The sequence below is a fragment of the Vibrio sp. 1-Bac 57 genome (assembly GCF_037546855.1).
GTDB lineage: Bacteria > Pseudomonadota > Gammaproteobacteria > Enterobacterales > Psychromonadaceae > Psychromonas.
Map to the genome: position 1 here is coordinate 70546 of NZ_JALAAC010000002.1, position 17266 is coordinate 87811.

16 protein-coding genes are annotated in these 17266 nt (G+C 38.3%); 12 read left to right on the forward strand and 4 right to left on the reverse strand.

Going from position 1 to position 17266, the window contains the following annotated elements; genetic code table 11:
* Positions 1 to 34 precede the first annotated feature (34 nt).
* Positions 35 to 538, forward strand: coding sequence for a TRAP transporter small permease subunit (locus MT391_RS01620; RefSeq protein ID WP_299660037.1), 504 nt, complete (start codon positions 35 to 37; stop codon positions 536 to 538).
* Between the two features lie 12 nt (positions 539 to 550).
* On the forward strand, positions 551 to 1843 hold the full coding sequence (locus MT391_RS01625; protein WP_028867393.1) for a TRAP transporter large permease: 1293 nt from the start codon (positions 551 to 553) through the stop codon (positions 1841 to 1843).
* 328 nt (positions 1844 to 2171) lie between these two features.
* Here MT391_RS01625 and lipA read toward each other — a convergent pair whose 3' ends face one another.
* The 4 genes from lipA to MT391_RS01645 all read right to left on the reverse strand — a co-directional run bounded on the left by lipA (position 2172) and on the right by MT391_RS01645 (position 5345).
* Positions 2172 to 3140 carry a lipoyl synthase gene (lipA, locus tag MT391_RS01630; RefSeq protein WP_499496735.1) on the reverse strand — a complete coding sequence of 323 codons (969 nt, stop codon included), beginning with the start codon at positions 3138 to 3140 and terminating at the stop codon, positions 2172 to 2174.
* A complete protein-coding gene (lipB, locus tag MT391_RS01635; RefSeq protein WP_028867395.1) occupies positions 3130 to 3774 on the reverse strand; it encodes a lipoyl(octanoyl) transferase LipB in 645 nt (214 codons plus the stop codon). The genes lipA and lipB overlap by 11 nt, the downstream gene beginning before the upstream one ends.
* Positions 3775 to 3808: 34 nt before the next feature.
* Entirely contained in the window at positions 3809 to 4078 is a 270-nt protein-coding gene (gene ybeD / locus MT391_RS01640; protein ID WP_499439883.1) for a DUF493 family protein YbeD, read from the reverse strand.
* A gap of 109 nt (positions 4079 to 4187) precedes the next feature.
* On the reverse strand, positions 4188 to 5345 hold the full coding sequence (locus MT391_RS01645; protein WP_299660043.1) for a D-alanyl-D-alanine carboxypeptidase family protein: 1158 nt from the start codon (positions 5343 to 5345) through the stop codon (positions 4188 to 4190).
* A 468-nt stretch (positions 5346 to 5813) separates the two neighbouring features.
* Between MT391_RS01645 and MT391_RS01650 the strand changes: the two genes are divergently transcribed.
* The 10 genes from MT391_RS01650 (at position 5814) to MT391_RS01695 (ending at position 17242) form a co-directional block, all read left to right on the forward strand.
* Positions 5814 to 6152: a P-II family nitrogen regulator gene (locus tag MT391_RS01650; RefSeq protein WP_028867398.1), complete on the forward strand. Its 339-nt coding sequence runs from the start codon at positions 5814 to 5816 to the stop codon at positions 6150 to 6152.
* 30 nt (positions 6153 to 6182) lie between these two features.
* Complete coding sequence (locus MT391_RS01655; protein WP_166371923.1) at positions 6183 to 7400, forward strand: ammonium transporter; 1218 nt, start codon at positions 6183 to 6185, stop codon at positions 7398 to 7400.
* A gap of 174 nt (positions 7401 to 7574) precedes the next feature.
* Positions 7575 to 8162, forward strand: a complete 588-nt coding sequence (locus MT391_RS01660; RefSeq protein WP_499496736.1) for an LPP20 family lipoprotein — start codon at positions 7575 to 7577, stop codon at positions 8160 to 8162.
* Between the two features lie 309 nt (positions 8163 to 8471).
* Entirely contained in the window at positions 8472 to 8798 is a 327-nt protein-coding gene (gene fliE, locus MT391_RS01665; RefSeq protein ID WP_499496737.1) for a flagellar hook-basal body complex protein FliE, read from the forward strand.
* A gap of 41 nt (positions 8799 to 8839) precedes the next feature.
* Entirely contained in the window at positions 8840 to 10555 is a 1716-nt protein-coding gene (gene fliF / locus MT391_RS01670) for a flagellar basal-body MS-ring/collar protein FliF (RefSeq protein WP_166371921.1), read from the forward strand.
* Entirely contained in the window at positions 10548 to 11597 is a 1050-nt protein-coding gene (fliG, locus tag MT391_RS01675; protein ID WP_499496738.1) for a flagellar motor switch protein FliG, read from the forward strand. Before fliF ends, fliG begins: the two co-directional genes overlap by 8 nt.
* Positions 11598 to 11878: 281 nt before the next feature.
* Complete coding sequence (fliH, locus tag MT391_RS01680; protein ID WP_499496739.1) at positions 11879 to 12889, forward strand: flagellar assembly protein FliH; 1011 nt, start codon at positions 11879 to 11881, stop codon at positions 12887 to 12889.
* Positions 12890 to 12891: 2 nt separating this feature from the next.
* Positions 12892 to 14223 (forward strand): flagellar protein export ATPase FliI, encoded by a 1332-nt coding sequence (gene fliI, locus MT391_RS01685; protein ID WP_166371918.1) that lies wholly within the window; start codon positions 12892 to 12894, stop codon positions 14221 to 14223.
* Between the two features lie 12 nt (positions 14224 to 14235).
* The gene (gene fliJ, locus MT391_RS01690) at positions 14236 to 14694 is read left to right on the forward strand and encodes a flagellar export protein FliJ (RefSeq protein WP_499496740.1); all 459 of its coding nucleotides are present in this window, start codon (positions 14236 to 14238) and stop codon (positions 14692 to 14694) included.
* Between the two features lie 145 nt (positions 14695 to 14839).
* Entirely contained in the window at positions 14840 to 17242 is a 2403-nt protein-coding gene (locus tag MT391_RS01695) for a flagellar hook-length control protein FliK (protein WP_499496741.1), read from the forward strand.
* Positions 17243 to 17266 lie beyond the last annotated feature (24 nt).

Here is a 17266-nt window from a genome sequence, read left to right on the forward strand (position 1 = left end):
CACCTATCTGTTTACTTAGAAGGAATTATCTTAAATGGAAGGTTTGCAAAAAGTCTTTGATCGCTTCTCAGATTATATTGGTAAAATTTCTGCAACATTAATGCTATTACTGTTGGCCAACGTTTTTTATGATGTTGTGGCTCGTTATTTTTTTAAATATAGCTCCATTGGTTTACAAGAATTAGAGTGGCATATCTTTGCTTCTATGTTCCTATTAGGTATTGCTTACACACTAAAAGAAGAAGGGCACGTTCGTGTTGATATTCTTTATGAAAAACTCAGCCTTAAAAACAGAGCTTGGATTAACAGCATAGGTTGTGTGCTGTTCTTACTGCCTTTTTGTGCTCTGGTTATTTGGTACAGCTACGATTTTGCTCTGGAGTCTTATCATTTGAATGAAACCAGTGGCGACCCAGGTGGTTTATCACATCGCTGGTTAATTAAAGCAATGATCCCTCTTTCTACTCTCGCGCTTGTATTTAGCGCATTAGGTATGTTGGTAAAAAATCTGCGCTGTATTGTTGAGAAAGATATTTAAAAGGGACTTTTTATGATTGGCATTATTATGTTTGGTGTGGCTTTATTGCTACTACTAACTGGTTTCCCCGTTGCATTTGTATTTGCAGGTGTGGCATTAATCTTTGGTGTTTTTGCTGAGGGTTTTGAGTTATTTGCTTTTATGCCTTATCGCATCATGAGCATTATGGAAAACTCGATTATGATGGCTGTTCCCATGTTTATTTTTATGGGTAACGTATTACAAAAAACGAAATTAGCTGAACAATTACTAGAGGCAATGGGGCAACTATTTGGCCGCATACGTGGTGGTGTTGCTGTTTCAACTATTTTAGTAGGTTGTTTGTTAGCTGCTTCAACAGGTGTTGTAGGTGCTTCTGTAGTGGCGATGGGAGTTATCTCCTTACCTGTTATGCTCAAGTATAACTATGACAAAAAACTTGCGACAGGTGTTATTTGTGCCTCTGGTACGTTAGGGCAAATTATTCCACCATCTATCATCTTAATCATTCTTGGTGATGTGATGGGAGTACCGGTTGGTGATCTGTTTAGATCTGCGGTGTTACCCGGCGCAGTATTGGTTGGGGCGTTTATTCTTTATGTACTGATTTACGCTTTCTTCAAACCAGAGTCTGCCCCTGCGCTTCCTGAGTCAGAGTTTGCAGGGCATGGAATGAAACCTTGTTGGACTGCTTTTAAAGCCATTGCTCCTCCTTTAGCGTTAATTTTTTCGGTATTAGGTTCAATATTTTATGGTATTGCAACACCAACTGAGTCTTCTGCTATTGGTGGCGGTGGTGCTATTCTGCTCGCTATTTTGTATCGTCAATGTTCTTGGAAGGTGTTGTGGGAGTCTTCAATTGAGACGGTAAAAGTCACGGCGATGGTATTTGCTATTTTCATTGGTGCAACAGCCTTTTCAATGGTCTTTTCTTACACAGGTGGGGAAGAAATTATTGAAGAGATCATGTTTAGTCTACCAGGTGATAAATGGGGTTTCCTGATCATTTCAATGTTGGTTATTTTGGTATTGGGCTTCTTCATCGATTTTGTTGAAATATCTTTTATTGTAGTACCAATGTTGTATCCAATTGCTGAAATGATGGGTATAGATTTAACATGGTTTGCTATTTTAATTGCAATGAACCTACAAACTTCATTCCTAACGCCCCCCTTTGGTTTTAGCTTATTTTACTTAAAAGGTGTGGCACCACCCGAAGTCAAAACCATGGACATCTATAAAGGAGTTATTCCCTTTATTCTCTTACAATTGTTAGTACTAGCTTCGATTGTGGTGTTCCCAGGGTTTTATGGGTTTGATTCATGATCAAAAGGGTCTGACTTTTAGTGGATTAGCGATAAAATGATTGTTAATAAAAACCTCTCTAGCAGAGGTTTTTTTATAGGTTGATTATATTGATTTCATGAAGAAAATTATTTTTTTAATCGTATAAATATTACTAAGGAGAGTGTCGATTTTGCCAGTTAAACAAAAAAGCCTGCTTTAAAAGCAGGCTTCTTAACAACAGATCATCGTTGCTCATTAATAGTAGTTAAGCGTCATTGATAACAATACTGCAACGCCAAAACAGACCATAGCAACATTGCCACATTACCACATTACTAAATCATAACAGTGCAATGCTTAGTCTCTGTTACTTAACTTCTTTACCCGATGCTTGTAGATCCGCATGGTATGAAGAACGAACTAAAGGTCCACAAGCTGCGTGTTCAAACCCTACTGATTTTGCCATTTCACCTAGTGCATCAAACTCTGCTGGTGGCACGTAACGCTCCACAGCAAGATGTTGTAAGCTAGGTTGTAAGTATTGGCCTAAGGTCAGCATAGTCACCCCATGAGCGGCTAAATCTTTAATTACCGTTTCAATTTGCTCATTGGTTTCGCCTAATCCCATCATTACACCTGATTTAGTCGGTACAGTTGGGTGCTGCTCTTTGAATTTTTGTAATAACTGAAGAGACCATTTGTAGTCTGCGCCTGGACGAACTTGCTTGTACAAATGCGGTGCCGTTTCTAGGTTGTGGTTAAATACATCAGGCACATCTTCTTCAAAACAAGCCAGTGCTTTATCCATACGACCTTTAAAGTCTGGTACTAAAATTTCAATTTTTATCGCTGGGTTAAGCAAGCGAATTTCACGAATACAATCAGCAAAATGTTGTGCACCACCATCTCTTAAGTCATCACGGTCAACGGAGGTGATTACCACATATTTTAGCTTCATATCTTTGATTGTTTCAGCTAATTTCTTTGGTTCATCTTTATCAACAGCCAGTGGTTTTCCATGGCCGACATCACAGAAAGGACAGCGACGAGTACAAATATCACCTAGAATCATGAAGGTCGCTGTACCGTGGTTAAAGCACTCATTTAAGTTCGGGCATGAGGCTTCTTCACAAACAGAGTGTAATTTGTTTTTACGCAGTGCTGCTTTAATTTCATTGACGCGAGTATTATCTGCAGCCAGCTTGATTTTCATCCAAGCAGGTTTTTTTAAGATAGTGCCTTTGTCCGATGGAATAACTTTGATAGGTATATGAGACATTTTATCTGCATCACGCAGTTTGTTGCCCGCGGTTAATTGGCTTGGCTTAGTGTTCATTAATAAAGCTCTCTATCTGTGTGTATTTTAAATTCTGATTTAATTTCTCAATCAATAACGGCGATAATTCAGCGACGGATGAGGTTAATCCTAAATCGCGACACTGGGTCATTTCTAATCCAGCATAACCACAGGGGTTAATTTGTAAAAAGGGAGTGAGATCCATGTCGACATTCAAGGCAAGGCCATGAAACGAACAGCCTTTACGAATCTTTAATCCTAATGATGCAATTTTTTTACCATCAACATAAACACCTGGTGCATCGGGTTTAGCTACTGCAGTGATATTATGATCAGCAAGTAGATCTATAATGGCTTGTTCAATAATCGTAACTAAGCTACGCACATTAAAATCTTTGCGGCGTATATTAATTAATAAATAAGCGATTAATTGTCCCGGAGCATGGTGTGTTATCTGCCCACCTCGGTCACTTTTAACAACAGGAATATCTGTCTGTGTTAATAAATGTTCTGCTTTTCCAGCTAACCCTTGTGTGAAAACAGGCGTATGTTCAACCAACCAGATTTCATCAATCGTTTCTTGATCTCGCTGCTCGGTGAAATCACTCATTGCTTGCCAGGTTTGCTGATAGGGTTGAACCCCTAGGTAGCGAATAATTAATTTATCTTGTATTAATGTCATGAGCTTGGCTTATAAATAGACTGGCTTATAAAATAAAGCGAACAAGTTCAAGCTTGTTCAATTCACTATAAATTTCTTCTATATGTTCTTTGCTAGTAACAATCACTGGTACTGCTAAAGAATGATAGTTGCCTTTAGAGCTGGGTTTTATGGTCGGAGAATAGTCACCTGGTGCTATTTGTTGGATAACACTGATCACTTCTGGAACCAATTGAGGATGAGCCATACCCATCACCTTAAATGACAAACTACATGGAAACTCTAATAATTCATCAAATTTAGTATTCAATGCCATGACTAACTCCTGATTGAGAGATTGATTGAAAGTTAAAAGTGAGGACAAGCCTCACTGATAAAGATCCTATTAATGTTATATAGGTAATATAGCTTATATGGGGATCTTTTTAACCAAACCAACCAATAAATAATAATTTAATATAATCGATGATACGGCTGAAAATACCACCTTCTTCAACAGTCTCTAAAGCAATTAGATCATAAGTTGCGATGGCCTCATCTTCCAAGGTGTAATTCACTTGGCCCACTTTGTCACCTTTTTGAATAGGAGCGCGTAGTTCACTATCAATTACAAAGTCTGCTTTTAAATTCTGTGATTGGTTACGTGGAAGTGTTAGTGGTGTATCAACTGCAACACCTAAACGAATGTTTGCTTGTTGACCCATCCAAATACGTTCACTAGCTAATTGATCGTTTGCTTTGTAAGGAGTAATTGTTTCAAAGAAGCGAAAGCCCCAGTTAAGTAGTTTTTTACTTTCTACTTTACGACCTTCATCTGAACGAGCACCCATTACAACACTGATTAAACGCATGCCATCTTTAGTTGCTGAAGAAACTAAGCTGTAACCTGCTGCACTAGTGTGACCTGTTTTTATGCCGTCTACGTTTAAGCTTTTATCCCACAATAGACCGTTACGGTTATATTGAACAATACCGTTAAACTTAAATGATTTTTCACTATAAATTCGGTATTCCGTTGGTACATCTGTAATCAATGCTTTAGCAAGGATCGCCATGTCGCGAGCGGTAGTATGGTGGCCGTCCGCATGTAAACCGTGGCTATTAACAAAGTGAGTATTGTTCATGCCTAGTTGTAATGCCCATGAATTCATTAAATCTGCAAATGCGCCTTCACTGCCAGCAATGTGCTCAGCCATTGCTACACAAGCATCATTACCTGATTGAATAATGATACCGCGATTCAAATCTTCTACAGTGACTTCTTTACCTACTTCGATAAACATTTTTGAAGAATCTGGAAAGTTTTTTGACCATGCATTTTCAGAAATAGTTACTTTGTCATCAAGATTTAAATTACCTGATTTAAGTTCCTGTCCAATGATGTAACTGGTCATCATTTTAGTTAAAGATGCTGGCTCTAGTAATTCTTCACTGTTGTTTTCAGAAAGTACCTTTCCTGAATTGAAATCTATTAATAAGTACCCTTTAGCAGCAATAGACGGTGCTTTAGGAATGATCATAGGAGCGGAGAATACATTAATGCTAAATAAGAAAGTGATAAGCAGCAGGCTTACTTTTTTCATGTTACATACCTTCAAGGTTGTTAAGTCGAAAAATTGTTACGCACTATAGCAGATGAAGCGTTATTTGCTAAGGGGCTAAGATGATTTGTTGAGTAATTATTCTGGCTCCGTGCCTGTTCACCATTAAACCTTATTAATGAGTTTAATAAGGTTTATCTATCCTTATTGTACATTTTTTCACTGCAATCCTCTTAAATTAGTAAGAGTGCAGTTAAGCAAAACATAAGGGTAAGAAGCTTAGTCAAAAAAATATTAATTAAGTTCGATACAAATATTTATAAATAAAATCCCAGTGTTTCATATTAGTGCAGAGAAAGAATATTAAATGCACCGAGTTGGTGCGAAATGAGCAGCTTAAAATTATTGATGTAATTAACGTGTTGTTATTTAAGGTAAATATATTTTGGCACGTTAGTTGTAAATAGAATCATATATGCAAACGTTAAATACACATTAAAGGAATATATGATGAAAATGTTAACCGCAATTATTAAACCATTTAAATTAGATGAAGTGCGTGAAGCCGTAATGGGTATCGGCATTGCTGGTGTTACTGTTTCTGAAGTTAAAGGTTTTGGTCGTCAAAAAGGACATACTGAATTGTATCGTGGCGCTGAATACCAAGTAGATTTTTTACCAAAAGTAAAATTAGAAATTGCAGTGAAAGATGATGATATTGAGCGTTTAGTTGAAGCTATCGTTGGCGCTGCAAATACAGGGAAAGTAGGTGACGGTAAAATATTCATTCAACCGTTAGAGCAAGTTGTTCGTATTCGTACTGGCGAATTAGACGAAGAAGCACTTTAAACCAAATTCATTAAGTTAAGGATTACCATTATGGAAACGACAGTTACAGAACTACGATTTGCGTTAGACACCTTTTATTTTTTAATTTCGGGTGTTCTTGTTATGTGGATGGCAGCAGGTTTTGCCATGTTAGAGGCGGGTTTAGTTCGTTCTAAAAATACCACTGAAATTTTAACTAAAAATATCGTGTTATATGCGATTGCTTGTACGATGTTTTTACTTGTTGGTTACAACATCATGTATGTAGACAATACTGCAGGCGGTTGGTTACCTTCATTTGGTTCATTAATTGGTACTCAGGCAGAAGGTGCTGATCACTCTTTAGAATCTGACTTCTTCTTCCAAGTAGTATTCGTTGCAACTGCAATGTCTATCGTATCGGGTGCTGTTGCTGAACGTATGAAATTATGGGCATTCCTTATTTTTACCGTGTTTTTAACTGGTTTTATCTACCCAATTGAAGGTTTTTGGACTTGGGGTGGCGGTTTCCTAAGCGAAGCTGGTTTCAGTGACTTCGCTGGTTCAGGTATCGTTCACATGGCCGGTGCAGCCGCAGCATTAGCAGCAGTAATATTGCTAGGTGCCCGTCGTGGTAAATACGGTAAGAATGGTAGTATTCACCCAATCCCAGGTTCTAACATGCCACTTGCTACATTAGGTACGTTTATTCTATGGATGGGTTGGTTTGGTTTTAACGGTGGTTCACAACTATTAATCTCTGATGCAGAAAACGCATCTGCAGTAGGCCTTATCTTTTTAAATACAAATGCCGCAGCTGCTACAGGTGCTATTGCAGCACTATTAGTGAGCAAGTTTAAATGGGGTAAAGCAGATTTAACAATGATTCTAAATGGTGCATTAGCTGGTTTAGTTGCGATTACTGCTGACCCACTATCTCCATCACCACTATTTGCAGTCGTGATTGGTGCTATTGCAGGTATTATCGTTGTTTACAGTATTATTACTTTTGATAAATTGAAAATTGATGATCCAGTAGGTGCATTATCGGTACATGGTGTATGTGGTTTATTCGGTCTATTAGTTGTACCAATGTCGAATGACGGTGCATCATTTATGTCTCAATTATACGGCGCAGCGGTTATCTTTGGATTTGTGTTTGTTTCTTCATGGATCGTTTGGTCTATCATCAAAGTTACAATGGGTATTCGCGTTACTGCTGAGCAAGAAGATGCAGGTATGGATTTACACGATTGTGGTGTTGAAGCTTACCCTGAGTTTAAAGATTAATTACAGCTGATTATTAACCTCTGAGTATTGTTAATATTTAAGATAATGCGTTAATTAAAATTGAAATCCCTACTTTATTATTTAAAGTGGGGATTTTTTTTATATTAACTTTTGATTATTCAATCTAAACTATGGCATCTAATAACGTATTTTACCGTTGATTAAGGAATGATTATGTTTAAAAAAATCCATTTATTAAGTTTACCTGCACTGCTTCTGTTAACTGCTTGTTCGAATAACAACCCAACACAAGAAACGGCAATCGGTGAAATACCTAGCTGGATATTAAATCCTCAAACAGAAGATGGCATTGCCGTTTCTGAATGTGTCCTATGGTCTGGTAACATGTCGATTGATAAGCAACAGGCGATGGCGAATGCTCGTGCTTCATTAGCACAACGTATTGACACTCGTGTTAGTGCAATGGACAAAGCCTATAGTGACAAAGTAGACGTAGCCACTGGAATTGAGTCAGGAGTTACTTTCTCAAGCGTTTCTAAACAAGTGACCGAACAAAACTTATCCGGTACCAGCGCATTAAAAACAGATATTGTGAAGATTGCTGAGAAAGATAATTTATGTGTATTAGTGGCAATTGGGCAAGCGTCAACCAAAACTATTTTTGAAGATTTGGTGAGTGCTTCTAAGCTACCGCTAAACGCAGAGCAAAAAGATACTCTTTACCAGGAATTTAAAGCTCAAGATGCGGAGCAGCAACTGGACCAAGAAATACAGAAGTTAAAAGATAATAAAACTGATTAACTGTTGATACCGAGACTGCCTTAAGCCTTTATTTTTCGTTATATTTTATAAAGGCATTAATACCTGTTAATGCCTTTTTTATAACGCCTAGATTCTCAACATTACACCACCTTAACAAGCGCCTTCATCAAACTGCTTAATTATAATTGCAACATGAAGTCTTTTTGTATGCCAAATTTAAGCTATCGAATTAAACAGTTCAATTAAGTAACCGGCATAGATACTCAATAGGTAAATTCCCCATCATATAATCAACTGGCATAGTTATTGCTTTTTACTATTATCTGTGTCAAAAAAAGGCTATTTACAATGAATATTAATGCAGCATCAATGTTTAAAGAGTTACAAACTCAAGGCTTAGAAGCAAAAGGGTTAAGTAACGAATTAAGTACAAAAGCAACTAATCCAGCGCCTGCTGATTTTTCTGCAATGCTTAAACAAGCAATTGAAAATGTAAATGGCTTGCAACAAAATACATCAGATTTACGTAATAGCTTTGAAATGGGTGATAAAGATGTCAGCTTAGCTGATGTTATGATCGCATCGAATAAATCTGGTTTAGCATTTGATGCGACCGTGCAAGTGCGTAACAAAATGGTTGAAGCTTATAAAGAAGTTATGAGCATGCCTGTTTAATCGCCTCACTGCATAAATATAATAGTTAAAAAGGAAGCACTGTGTCTAATTCAGCAAGTAATGCTAATTTGTTGCTAGAAGGTAATGGTAATAATGACATACCAGCAGTACCACAAAAAGGGGCGATTTCTTCGTTTTTCTCTAATGTGGATGTATTGCGTCAAATTAGTATGATCATCGGTTTGTTGATTGTCCTCGCAATTGTAGTGATCATTTGGTCATGGGGCAAAGAAGCCGATTATCGTCCTTTAGGCACCTATCAAACTGACGAGTTAATCAGCACGTTAGACTTTTTAGATCAGCAGAAACTTCCTTATAAATTAGAAGGTAATAATGTTTCCGTCATGTCTGATCAATATCAGAAAATAAAACTGCTAATGACACGTGCAGGTTTAGTTAATGATAATACAGAAAATGGCGACGATATTTTATTGCAAGACATGGGGTTTGGTGTAAGCCAACGTGTTGAAAAAGAAAGATTAAAGCTAAGTCGTGAACGCCAACTTGCTCTCGCGATTAAAGAAATGAAAAATATTACTAACGCACAAGTATTATTAGCAATTCCCAAAGAAAGTGTATTTGCTCGTAAAGAGCGTCAAGCTAGTGCAACTGTGGTTATTACCACTTCTCGATCTTATGCATTATCAGGCCAAGAAGTTGATTCTATTGTCGATTTAGTGGCTTCAGCCGTTCAAGGCCTATCACCAAACAATGTTACCGTTACTGACCAACGAGGTCGCTTATTGCATTCAGGTAGTACTTCTGGGGCTTCTGCACAAACCAGTAAAGAATTTGGTATGCAGCGTGAACGAGAAGAAGAATATAAATCTAAAATTGATGCGATTTTAATTCCGGTACTAGGGATTGCTAACTATGCATCAGAAGTTGATTTAGTGATGGACTTTACCGTTGTTGAAGAAACTAAAAAAACGTTTAACCCTTCTAATCAAGCTGTTCGTAGCGAAATGTTGATTGAAGATAAATCATCATCTTCTTCTTTGTTAGGGTCTGTCCCTGGCGCGCTATCAAACCAACCACCGGCGAATGGTGCGATACCTGAAGAATTAACCGAAGCTAATGAAGAGGCTAATACGAATGATGGCTCATCAAGAACTGAATCAACTCGAAATTATGAAGTTGATACAACCATCACTCATACTAAACACAAAGTAGGTAAAGTCGATCGCCTAGCGGTATCGGTCGCCTTGGATTACACTAAATCAGTAAATGATGCTGGTGAAGCTGTTTATACGCCAAGAACTCCCGAAGAAGTAGAAAATATTCGTCAGTTATTGTTAGGTGGCTTAGGGATCAATGATGCACGTGGCGATATTTTGGCGCTGGCTTCTGTTAGCTTTAATCGCCCTGATGTTGAGCCTATAATTGAAGAAGACTTTTGGGAAACTGAAACCTTCCAAGGTTACGTTCGCTTTGGCGGTAGTTTACTTGTCATTATTTTGACCCTGTTGTTGATTGTGCGTCCAATCATGAAAAAATTATTGTACCCAGAGCCTACTGAGACTGAAGAAGATTACGAATTAGGTGGTGCGATTGGTTCAATCGATAACGACAATCTACAATTATTATCTGATGATCATAATGACACTCCTGATTTTGGATTAAATAACAGCGGGCAAATAAAATTACCTGATTTACATAAACATGAAGATTTATTAAAAGCAGTGAGAGCCTTGGTGGCGAATGAGCCTGGGTTGTCAGCGCAAGTAATTAGAGAGTGGTTATTAGAAGATGAGTGATAACGATAAAAAAGAAAAATCAACGCAAGTGGCTGAGTATGACGTATCGACGTTAACGGGTGCTGAAAAATCAGCAATCTTAATGCTTAGTTTAACACCAGCTGATGCTGCGCAAATATTTCGAAACCTTGAACCTAAACAAGTGCAGAAACTGGGGATGCAAATGGCTTCCTTAGAAGATTCTTCACAGGCTAAAGTAAGTGGTGTTCATCGTGCTTTTATTGAAGATATTCAACAATACAGTAATATCGGTTTAGACAGTGAAGACTTTGTGCGTAACTCATTAATCGAAGCCCTTGGTGCCGATAAAGCCGGTAATCTAGTCGACCAAATTATTCTAGGCAGTGGTTCTAAAGGTCTAGACTCACTTAAATGGATGGATGCTCGACAAGTAGCGAGCATTATTCAAAATGAGCATCCGCAGATCCAAACCATTGTTTTGTCTTATTTAGATCCGGAGCAATCCGCTCAAATATTAACTCAATTCCCTGAGAAAATTCGTTTAGATTTAATGATGCGTATTGCTGATTTAGAAGAAGTGCAACCTGCTGCATTACAAGAGTTGAATGAGATCATGGAGAAACAGTTTGCCGGACAAGCGGGCGCTCAAGCTGCGAAAATGGGTGGGACTAAAGCTGCCGCTGATATCATGAACTACTTAGAAACTGCTATTGAAGGCCCATTAATGGATTCTTTACGTGAATCAGACGAAGACATGAGTCAACAAATTCAGGATCTTATGTTTGTATTTGATAATCTTATTGATGTTGATGACCGCGGTATTCAAACGCTACTGCGCGAAGTACCACCAGAACAATTACAATTGGCACTTAAAGGTGCAGAAGAACAACTTAAAGACAAAATATTGGCTAATATGTCTAAACGTGCCGCTGAAATGCTAGCAGATGATCTGGAAGCAATGGGACCAATCCGTATTAGTGAAGTTGAAGGTGCACAGAAAGAGATCCTATCAATCGCACGCCGTTTATCTGATGCTGGCGAGTTAATGCTAGGCGGTGGTGGCGGTGAAGAGTTCTTATAATTGAGCATTCACTAATACCCCCTAGTCGCCAATGTTTATTACTTACCTAATCGGTTACCCTTTTAGGTAAGTAAATACAATCATCTAACTTTAATTAAATAGCCCTATTATATTGTTAACTTATATATTTAAGTTATATAGACTGGTTATACAGACGAATTATGTAGCTTAGTTATATAGCCCGTTAATTTAGAGCTGTGATATGGTTTACAAATATAAGCTAGTTGCATTTTTTAGTCGTATCATCGGGTAACTCGTTAATTATTAAGTAAGGTAAATGCATGAGCATTGAAAGTGATAAAGATTTTCAAGAGTGGATCTTGCCAGATTTTGAAGCCGAGGAAACCCTGCAAGAAGATGAAATTGACCTATTTGGTCGACCTGCAAATTGGTACCGTAGCCAGCAAGAAGAAGAACCCACTCCAGTCAAAGACGAACCTAAACCACTTACTTTAGAAGATATAGAATCCATTCGAGCTTCGGCCTATGAGGATGGCTTCAATGAGGGTAAAGAAGCTGGAATGGCAAAAGGTCTAGAGGAAGGGAAATTACAAGGTTTAGCGGAAGGACACGAACAAGGTTTAGCGCAAGGTATTGAACAAGGCTTAAGCGAAGGAAAAGCAAAAGTTGATGCACAAGCACTACATTGGGAACAGTTAGTTTCTCGCTTACACCAACCACTTGAAAAATTAGATGATAATGTCGAATTTCAATTAATTAAATTGGCAACTAATTTAGCTGAACAAATGGCGCGCTGTGAAGTTAGTGTTAATCCTCAAGTTATTCTACAAGCCTTAAAGCAAGGTGTTGAAGCACTACCGGTTAATGAACAAACTATTGTGATTTCGCTGAATCCTGAAGATCTTGTATTCGTAGAAACTGCATTCTCTGAATCCGAGTGTCAAAAGCGTGGCTGGGATTTACGTTCAGAACCTACCTTGTTAAGAGGTGATTGCCAAATACACACGCAAACTTCCAGTATTGATTATGCTTTTTCGACACGTATCGAACAAGTACTAAAACACTTCTTAAAAGAGAATTATGAAAATACCCCTGAAGTAAGTAACGACGGTGATATTAGTCATGATCAGCCTTTAGATTATGAAATGAAAACAGAACAAGATTTATTAGCAGAAGCCGAATCCTCGACTGAACCGACGGATATTAATGATACTAACGCCATTAACGATCAACAGAACGATCTTGCAGCTGCCACTGGTACAGATAAAAGCTCAAGTGAAACTGAGACAAATATTGAAAATGCCAATACTAATAATAAGACGCTTAATTAACCATGAAAACATTATCGCAACGCATCACTCAATATCAAGTAGGCGAGTCAGTTACTCATCCCGTGGTGGCTGGAAAGCTGGTGCGTGTTGTTGGTCTTACCTTAGAAGCGGTTGGGTGTAGTGCTGCCGTGGGGAGTATGTGTAAAGTAGAAACGAATGACGGTTATATTGATGCCGAAGTTGTAGGTTTCTCAAACGATCGATTATTTTTAATGCCCAGCGAACGTTTAACTGGTGTATTACCTGGCGCTAAAGTCATTCCTCAAACAAAAGAAGTTGGTATTCCGGTAGGAATGGAATTACTCGGGCGTGTTTTAGATGGCATGGGAAACCCGATTGATGGTAAAGGAGAAGTAAAAACCAATACCATGAGTGGTTATAACAACACACGTATTAACCCCCTTTCTCGTAAAGCGATTAAACAACCTCTTGATACCGGCATCAAAGCAATTAATGCATTATTAACCGTCGGCCAAGGACAACGAATGGGTTTGTTCGCGGGGTCCGGTGTGGGTAAAAGTGTTTTATTGGGCATGATGACCCGAGGTACTAATGCCGATGTGGTGGTAGTAGGATTGATTGGTGAACGTGGTCGAGAAGTAAAAGAGTTTATTGAAGAAATTTTAGGGGAAGAGGGGCGTGCTCGTGCGGTTGTGATTGCAGCCCCAGCCGATGCATCACCATTGATGCGTTTAAAAGGCTGCGAGACTTCGCTTACCATTGCTGAATATTTTCGCGACCAAGGTTTGAATGTTTTATTATTAATGGACTCATTAACTCGTTTTGCACAGGCACAGCGTGAAATTGCACTGGCGATTGGTGAGCCGCCTGCTACTAAAGGTTACCCGCCTTCTGTTTTTGCAAAGCTACCGGCCTTAGTAGAGCGTGCTGGGAACGGTAATGAAAACCAAGGCTCTATTAGTGCGTTCTTTACCGTATTAACAGAGGGCGACGATCTTCAGGATCCTATTGCCGATGCTTCTCGCGCTATCTTGGATGGCCATATCGTATTATCGCGTTCATTAGCAGACTCTGGGCATTTTCCTGCTATTGATGTGGGTAAATCAATTAGTCGAGTTATGCCAATGGTAACCTCCGATGAGCATCAAACCTTAGCGAGGGTGCTAAAACAGGCTTATTCCTTATACGAAGAAAATAGAGAGTTAATTACGATTGGTGCTTATGCGCGTGGCAGTGATCCTCGAATCGATAAAGCGATCTTGATCAGGCCAAGGTTGGATCACTTCTTGCAACAGGGTATGAAAGACAGTATTAGTTATAACGATTGTTTGACACAGCTTGCAGTATTGACGCAGGAGTTTGTTAAAAGTTAATAGGGAAAAATCATGGCCGTTGATGCATTACAGCTTGTTTATGAACAAAGAGAAAAGCAAGTTGAGCAAGCTTTACAAGCTTACCAACAGGCTCAAAAAGCATTATTTGAACAACGTAACCAACTGCAAAATCTACATCAATATAGACGTCAATATACTGCTCAATTAAGTGAAAAAGGCTCGCAAGGCCTGACTATTTCAACCTTAGCTAAATACCAACAGTTCATTGTACAAATAGATCAAGGGTTAACTAATCAACAGTCTTCATTAGTTAAGTTTGAATATGCCGTACGCGAAAAAAAACGTCAGTGGACAGATAAACAGATTGCGCATAAAGCAATGGGTTTATTGTTAGAAAAAAAAGCACGTGAAAAAATAAAACTAGCCGATAAAAAAGAACAACAATTATTGGATGAATTTGCCACTTTTCAGTTTTTTCGAAAGAAACAAGCGGAACAAGATACAAATTAAGTTTTTACTTAATAATCTACTTTTTTGGTCTATTAATTGCTTTATTAAAGTAATGGTCAAATTTCGATAAAAGCGGCAACGAGTGACGTTAACCTTGTGATAGGTGCCGCTAAAATCCACCGTAAGTGAAATAGAGAATACTTTTATGATGCAATCCTTATTAAATGGCGCTGTAAGCGCAAAAAACAATGATCTGAAGGCGCATAAAGAGAGCGATAAAATAGATTCGGCTGCGAATAATTTTTCAAAATCTAAGCTTACGGAAGAACAAAATAGTTTTTCTAAAGTATTAAAAGAAAATATCAAACAAGATAATGTAGCAACAGATACTAAAGCAAATAACAAAATAAATACTAAAGAACAAAATAATACGATTCAGAAGGCGGCTAATAAATCAGAAATGAATAGCCTCAATGGTGCTTCTGAGTCTACAGACGTAAAGGCTAAAAATAGCGCTATTAGCGATTCAGCAAACCACAATAAAGCACCTAGTGGAGACATTAAGACTAACGTGACGACTAATAAGTCTGTCGCTATTGATAGTAATATTACTTCTAATACCGCTGAAACAAAGCAGATGCTTGGTTTGTTGCAAAAAAACAATGCAGGGGATGCGATAAAAGTAACAACTAGCGAAATACAACAGGAGCTAGGGCAAAAAATATTGTCACCTTCAATGGATGCTGCAAGTTTACAACAACCTAGTTTAGCGAATTCTGCAAATATCAATTATTCTGCGTTGACTGGACAGCAAAATAATAGCGAAAAAATGACGGCTTCTGGTGATTCCGATGCCCAAACGGATGCTGATCAGGAAATTAACAATACACAAAATCAACAACTGTTATTGGCTATTCAGTCTGCGCAGCAAGTCAATACAAAGGTTAATGTCAGTAATAATGAAGTCACTGGAGAAAGTGCCGCTGAATTCGACATTAATAATCAACTAATGTATCTCGATGGAAGTGAAGCAACGTTAAATACTACCGATATCAATCCAAAAATAGAATCTACCGATGCGAGTGATATGCTTACTAGTGAGGATATCGCAGAAGTAGCCGCTTTGGCTGCTAATGTAATGACAGCCCAAAATACTCCACAACAAAACATGATTAATAATGCAGGTGTAAACACAGCAGATTTCGTGGCAGGCGAACAAGTTGTTACTGGAGCACAAGGTAATAATGAACTAAACATTAGCAATTCTAACAATGGTAGCAATGTCGTAAATAATAATGTTGTAACGAGTAATGGGACAAAGAGTACGACTGCTGAAGTAAATATTGCTAGTCAATTAGCGAGTACCGAAGGCTCTAGCCTTTCGGACAATACGCTAAGTGCAAACCCTCTACCTGCAAATTCCCTATCAGCAAATAGTACGGATAGTAATACAGAAAAGGTTGATCCTATTATCTCAGCTTTGACTAAGGATAATACACAGCAAAACAAATCAATAACTACACCTGCAACCTCAATGCTTGAAACTATAGGGGCTGAAAGTGTTGTTGAACCATTAACTGCGGCTAATAACAGCCAAGCCTTAAAGGTTGCTGATAGTCTAGGGCAAAGTGTTGATGAACAAGATCCTGTTACTATAGAGACCATTAATTCTACAAATGCACAGCTCACAGAAGACATTCCAGTAGATGTTGTTAATGTAAATGCGACAACAAATACTGCTGTCAATTCAACGATTAATAAAGAATCTATAGACAACAATATCGAACAACAAAAAATTACTACTAAAGCTGCAAATACTAGTAACTCAGCCTTAAATACTGGAGGCGATGGCAGCAATAATGAAAAAAATGATCAAAGCAGTTCATTAAAACCGATGGCGGCAAGCAACCAATCTCAGCCGATTGCCACAAATGTTTCAGGCACAACTCCAGAGAGCGAAACTGATCCTGCGAGTATCGAGGCGGCATTGCAGACACTTAAAACGTCAGAACAAGATGATAGTGCAGGATCTCCTATTAGGCATGAAAGCACCGCTGCAGCACAAGCTGTTACAGATGTTAACGGCGCTAGACCCAATCAAACTAGTTTAGCGCAATTGGATAAATTAATGGCGGGTAATCAACAGCAGCAAGCAACGAACAATCTATTACAACAACCTTTAGACATTCAATCAAAACATGCCGCGGCAATGATGGGCGAACGAGTGATGATGATGATCTCTCAAGGTAAGCAAGAGGTTCAAATTCGTTTAGACCCTGCTGAGTTAGGTTCAATGTTTATTAAAGTTAATATTCAACAAGATCAATTACAATTGAATATTCAAACTCAAGCTGGCTTAAGTAAAGATATTATTGAACAAAATATGCCACGGTTAAGAGAACAACTTGCACAGCAAGGAATTCAATTGGGTGAAGCAAACGTCCAGCAACAATCTCAACAACAAGGTCAGCAACAACAAAATAACGGTATGAATGCTATGTCAGGTAGGCAGACTCATAACAACGGAATGGTCGAAGAAGAGCAAACAGCGGTATGGATGCCATCAAAAGTAGCGTCTACAGATCAAGGAATTGATTTTTATGCTTAAACAAAGCAATAGTTACTGGCTTAC